This is a genomic window from Acidithiobacillus sp., from assembly GCF_023255755.1.
Classification (GTDB): domain Bacteria; phylum Pseudomonadota; class Gammaproteobacteria; order Acidithiobacillales; family Acidithiobacillaceae; genus Acidithiobacillus.
In genome coordinates, this window is record NZ_JAGDVS010000040.1 from 1 (window position 1) to 4,459 (window position 4,459).

Here is a 4,459-nt window from a genome sequence, read left to right on the forward strand (position 1 = left end):
CGGCGGATGTTCGCCTACTCCATCTCCTACCTCTTCCTGCTCTATACCGCCCTGACCCTGGGTAAACTGGTGATGAGTTATGGCTTCTTCTAAGAAGCCTCCCCGCAGCAAAGGTCGCGGCAGATACAGTAACGCACCAATCAGGGCTTCTCTATGATATTAAACGGTGACACCGAGTGTGCGATACGCGGCATGATTTACTTGGCAGCTCAGATCCCGGGAGAACTGGTTCGCGGGTGTGATATTGCTGATTATCTTGACATCCCGTTGCAAACTCTGACCAACGTTCTGCGCAGACTGGTTAAGCGCGGCGTTATATACCCTGCAAAGGGACTTAGAGATCATTGAGATCATTGATGACCGACTGACACGTAGAGGTTGTGCCTTAAAGGTGAACGCCTGTGCGCAAATAGAAATGTGCCATAGTCACTGTCAATGGGGGCGACTTTCAAATCATGAAATGGAGTTTTTAAAGCGCCAGACTATTGGGGAAATGGCTGGAATGTTGTTTAATAATAGATAGATAACGCTAGAAAGGCACAACTGCTGAGTCATGGCCTGGGCGATATTCAGACGCGGCACTATGACAAGTACGCCTATCTCGACGAAAAGACCGACGCCCTGATCAAGTGGGAAAAGTATCTGGATACGATCATGGCCGGCGACAATATCATTCCGATTGCCGGCTGAATGTTCTTCTGCCGCAACTTAGCGCGACGGGGTCAGTGGTTCCACCCCCACCCAATGCGCTGTGGATTTACGTTCTCGGTTCTGGCCAAAGCCGTGACCTGATGTCTATGGTGGACCTCTGGGGGGCCCCGCCAACGATCACTGGCAGCCCCTTCCATTCGGGATGATCCCGTTGCTCAATCGCAGCAAAGAACGCATCCATGTCTATGTGAATGATCTTTCTGGCGTGGCTGACAGTTTCTGATTCCATAAATCCATGAGGCATGGGGCCATCTGTGTGGGGGATGGTGTCCGGTAATTTAACATGCTCTGCATAAGCTGGTCAGGTCGCTTCAAATGCAAGTGCCCCAACGGTGGCCATGGCCGAGTTGCACGTGTAGGCTGTCCGGCAGGTTTTCGATTGAAGCGGCCTCTCAAATGGCTGGCCTGCGGAAACGACGAGCGACACTTTTTTGCTTCACTCACACGCTCTTGATCTCCCTACCATGGACGGTGTGTTTCACGGGGTTGCAGGGAGAGCATTATGGGAAAAGAGAATTGCAGCACGCCTAGAGATATGGATCGCATTCTGCGCCCCGCAGAAGCGGCCCGTATTCTTGGGGTCAGCCGGACCACTTTTTGGAGAATCTCTAAAGCGGCTGACTTTCCAAAGAAAATTTGCATCGGTGTGCGCGCAGTGGGTTGGTCGCGAGATGACCTGCTCGCCTGGATGGAGGCCCGCAAAAGATGACACCGCTGAATGACCCTGTGTCAGAATTCTCGCCGGAGCGTGTCCCAACTGCCGGTGGTGACTGCCCAGGGTTAGGAGCTTCCAGGGTTCGCGCAATGGATACCGTATGGGTACCAATTACCGAAAATACGAAAATTGCCTAGACCGGAATTCGTATAACATGCTGTTTTATATGGTGGGGACGGCGGGATTCGAACCCGCGACCCACGGCTTAAAAGGCCGCTGCTCTACCGACTGAGCTACATCCCCAAAGGCAGGCCCTTGGCAAGACTACCGCCAGGGCTGCGTATTATCGGGTGCAGGCGGGGACGGGTCAAGGCTAAATCGCAGCAGCGCCGACACTATCGCCCGAATAATGCTCGAAGACATACACATAGGCACAGGCAACCTTTTCGTCACGCACCCCCTGGAGTATGGCGACGGCAAACGGCGCATCTCCAGCTTGATGCTCTGCATGACCGCCGCCTGCGCCTGCTGTTTTTCGTGCCAGTCCAGCACCAGCTTTTCACACTTGAGGGTCGCCAGTCATTCGCGGCAGACTTTTTTCACCTCGGCGGCCTCCACTTTACTCAGTTTGGGCTAAATATAGCATCAGCCGATTTTAGCTTATCGACAACAACTGGCTCCCTCTGATGGGTGATTACGTTGTTCCTGTATTGGGGGACAAGGAACTGTCCCATAAGTACAAAAAACACAGCAATCGCCTTCGTCCCGCTAATCCCGATGGCGGGCGTAGGTGTAGTGGGCGGCGCAGGCGCCCTCCGAGGAGACCATGCAGGAACCCACGGGATTTTCGGGCGTGCAGGCGGTGCCGAAGAGTCGGCAGTCCCGGGGTTCCTTGACGCCGCGCAAAATGGCGCCGCACTCACAACCCTTGTGGTCGGCCACCGCCCGGTAAGGGATGGAAAAACGGCGCTCGGTATCGAAGTCGCCGTAGGCGGCGTTGATGCACAGTGCGCTGTGGGGGATGGTGCCGAGGCCGCGCCACTCGAAGGTGGGCCGCGGTTCCAGGACCTCAGCCATTAGCGACTGGGCCTTGGGGTTGCCGTCGCGGCTGACGGCGCGGGTGAATTCGTTCTCGACCTCTGCCTGTCCGGCATTGATCTGGCGGATCAGCATGAGGATGGACTGCATCACATCCAGGGGCTCGAATCCCGCGATCACCACCGGCCGCCGGTATTCCTCCGCGACGAACTCGTAGGGGCGGCTGCCGATCACCGTGCTGACGTGGGATGGCCCGATGATGCCGTCCAGACGTGACCCCTCCAGCGCGGTCGAATCCAGGATTCCGCGGATGGCGGCAGGGGTCAGCACGTGGTTACAGAATACCGTGAAGTTTTTGACCTCCGTGGCCCTGGCCTGGCGGAGGACTTCGGCGGTGGGCGGGGTGGTCGTCTCGAAACCGATGGCGAAAAAGACCACCTCCCGATCCGGGTTTTCCCGCGCAATGCGCAGGGCATCCAGGCTGGAATAGACCATGCGGACATCGGCCCCGGTGGCCCGGGCCTGGAGCAGGCTCCGGCGCCCCGAGGCCGGGACGCGCAGCACATCGCCGTAGGTGCAGAGAATGACGCCATGATCCAGGGCCAGGGCGATGGCGCTGTCGATGCGACCGATGGGCAGGACGCAGACCGGACATCCTGGCCCGTGGATCAGGTGGATATTGGGCGGCAGGAGGTCCTGGATGCCATGGCGGGATATGGCATGGGTATGACCGCCGCAAAACTCCATCAGATGATAGTCCCGGTGGGAAGAGGCCTCGGCGGCGATGGCGCGCGCCAGACCGCGGCCCAGGGTGGCGTCACGGAACTCGTCGACATATTTCACATCTGCGCCCCTTCCCTGCCTTCCAGCCGGGCGGCCAGTTCCGCAAAAAGGGCCAGGGTCCGTTCGGCCTCCTCCAGGTCCAGCCGAGTCAACGCATAGCCCACGTGGAGGATGACGTAATCACCCTCCCGGACGCCGTCCACCAAGGCCAGGGATATTTCCTTGCGCAGGCCGCCTATCCCGACCACCGCCATCTCGTTGTCCAGCAATCGTTCAACCCGCACGGGGACCGCCAGGCACATGATCTCGCTCCTTATTACAGTATGGCGACCGGCGCCGGGCCGGCGCCCCTTCCGACCCAGTCCAGCCAGGCGGCCATGCCGTCGCCGCGGATGGCGGAAACCTGCAGGACCGCGAGTTTGGGATTGATCCGCCGGGCATAGTCGATGCAGACGTCCATATCGAATTCCAGATAAGGGAGCAGGTCAACCTTGTTGAGGAGCATGAGGTCGGCGGCATGGAACATGTCCGGATATTTGAGGGGCTTGTCCTCCCCTTCGGTCACTGACAGCACCACCACCTTGTGGGCCTCCCCCAGATCAAACGCCGCCGGGCAGACCAGGTTCCCGACATTTTCGATGAAGAGCACCCCGCCGGCGGCGGGCTGCAACTGCTCCAGTGCATGCCCCACCATGTGGGCGTCCAGATGGCAACCCTTGCCGGTGTTGATCTGCAGTGCGGCCACGCCGGTGGCGCGGATGCGCTCGGCATCCCGGCCCGTCTGCTGATCTCCTTCGATCACCGCCACCGACAGCCGGTGTTGCAGGGCCTCGACGGTGCGTACCAGCAGCGTGGTCTTGCCCGAGCCGCTTTCGCCGACGATGGCGAGAATCTCATGCCGGCGGAGCGTAAGCGACACGTGATCGAGCGCCGTGGCGCGCTCGAAGCGATGGTGCAGCGCTCGGGCCTCAAGCAGCGTGGTCATGTCCTGCCTCGCCCTGCCGCGCGCAGAAATCGGTGTCCGAACAAGCGAACATGCGGCCTCCCTGATCATCGATCACCATTTCATCGAGATACGAGGTGGTCGCGCCACAGAGGGCGCAGGTTTGCGGCGCGCGCTGGGGGTTGAACCGGTGGTCGTCGAAATCGAGCGAGACGACGCTGGTGAACGGCGGCACGGCATAGATGCGTTTTTCCCGCCCCGCTCCGAACAGCTGAAGTGCGGGCGAGCGGTGGAGTTTCGGGTTATCGAACGCGGGGATCGGCGAGGGG

The 4,459-nt window shown here is 59.5% G+C and carries 6 protein-coding genes, 1 tRNA gene and 1 pseudogene; 1 reads left to right on the forward strand and 7 read right to left on the reverse strand.

Annotated elements, in window-relative coordinates:
• Positions 1-757: 757 nt before the first annotated feature.
• A complete protein-coding gene (locus tag Q0C48_RS03100; protein WP_366936989.1) occupies positions 758-955 on the reverse strand; it encodes a hypothetical protein in 198 nt (65 codons plus the stop codon).
• 291 nt (positions 956-1,246) lie between these two features.
• On the opposite strand from Q0C48_RS03100, the gene Q0C48_RS14625 reads away from it, so the two are divergent.
• Positions 1,247-1,420, forward strand: coding sequence for an AlpA family phage regulatory protein (locus Q0C48_RS14625; protein WP_366936990.1), 174 nt, complete (start codon positions 1,247-1,249; stop codon positions 1,418-1,420).
• Positions 1,421-1,593: 173 nt separating this feature from the next.
• On the opposite strand, the gene Q0C48_RS03105 is transcribed toward Q0C48_RS14625, so the two are convergent.
• From Q0C48_RS03105 to Q0C48_RS03125, 6 genes and pseudogenes are all read right to left on the reverse strand, one after another.
• Positions 1,594-1,669 (reverse strand) — tRNA-Lys (locus tag Q0C48_RS03105).
• Between the two features lie 357 nt (positions 1,670-2,026).
• Positions 2,027-2,125: pseudogene (locus Q0C48_RS14630) on the reverse strand (hypothetical protein); the annotation flags it as partial.
• A 9-nt stretch (positions 2,126-2,134) separates the two neighbouring features.
• Positions 2,135-3,247, reverse strand: a complete 1,113-nt coding sequence (gene hypD, locus Q0C48_RS03110) for a hydrogenase formation protein HypD (RefSeq protein WP_291521443.1) — start codon at positions 3,245-3,247, stop codon at positions 2,135-2,137.
• Positions 3,244-3,489 (reverse strand): HypC/HybG/HupF family hydrogenase formation chaperone, encoded by a 246-nt coding sequence (locus Q0C48_RS03115; protein WP_291521445.1) that lies wholly within the window; start codon positions 3,487-3,489, stop codon positions 3,244-3,246. The genes hypD and Q0C48_RS03115 overlap by 4 nt, the downstream gene beginning before the upstream one ends.
• A 14-nt stretch (positions 3,490-3,503) precedes the next feature.
• The gene (hypB, locus tag Q0C48_RS03120; RefSeq protein ID WP_291521447.1) at positions 3,504-4,172 is read right to left on the reverse strand and encodes a hydrogenase nickel incorporation protein HypB; all 669 of its coding nucleotides are present in this window, start codon (positions 4,170-4,172) and stop codon (positions 3,504-3,506) included.
• Positions 4,156-4,459, reverse strand: a 304-nt coding sequence (locus tag Q0C48_RS03125) for an alpha-D-ribose 1-methylphosphonate 5-phosphate C-P-lyase PhnJ (RefSeq protein WP_291521449.1), incomplete at its 5' end; no start/stop codon positions are given. The genes hypB and Q0C48_RS03125, both read right to left, overlap by 17 nt.

Coding starts and splice junctions, on each gene's coding strand:
- Q0C48_RS03115 (WP_291521445.1), bottom strand. CDS start 3,489: ATGTGCCTGGCGGTCCCCGTGCGGGTTGAACGATTGCTGGACAACGAG.
- Q0C48_RS03100 (WP_366936989.1), bottom strand. CDS start 955: ATGCCTCATGGATTTATGGAATCAGAAACTGTCAGCCACGCCAGAAAG.
- Q0C48_RS14625 (WP_366936990.1), top strand. CDS start 1,247: ATGGATCGCATTCTGCGCCCCGCAGAAGCGGCCCGTATTCTTGGGGTC.
- hypB (WP_291521447.1), bottom strand. CDS start 4,172: ATGACCACGCTGCTTGAGGCCCGAGCGCTGCACCATCGCTTCGAGCGC.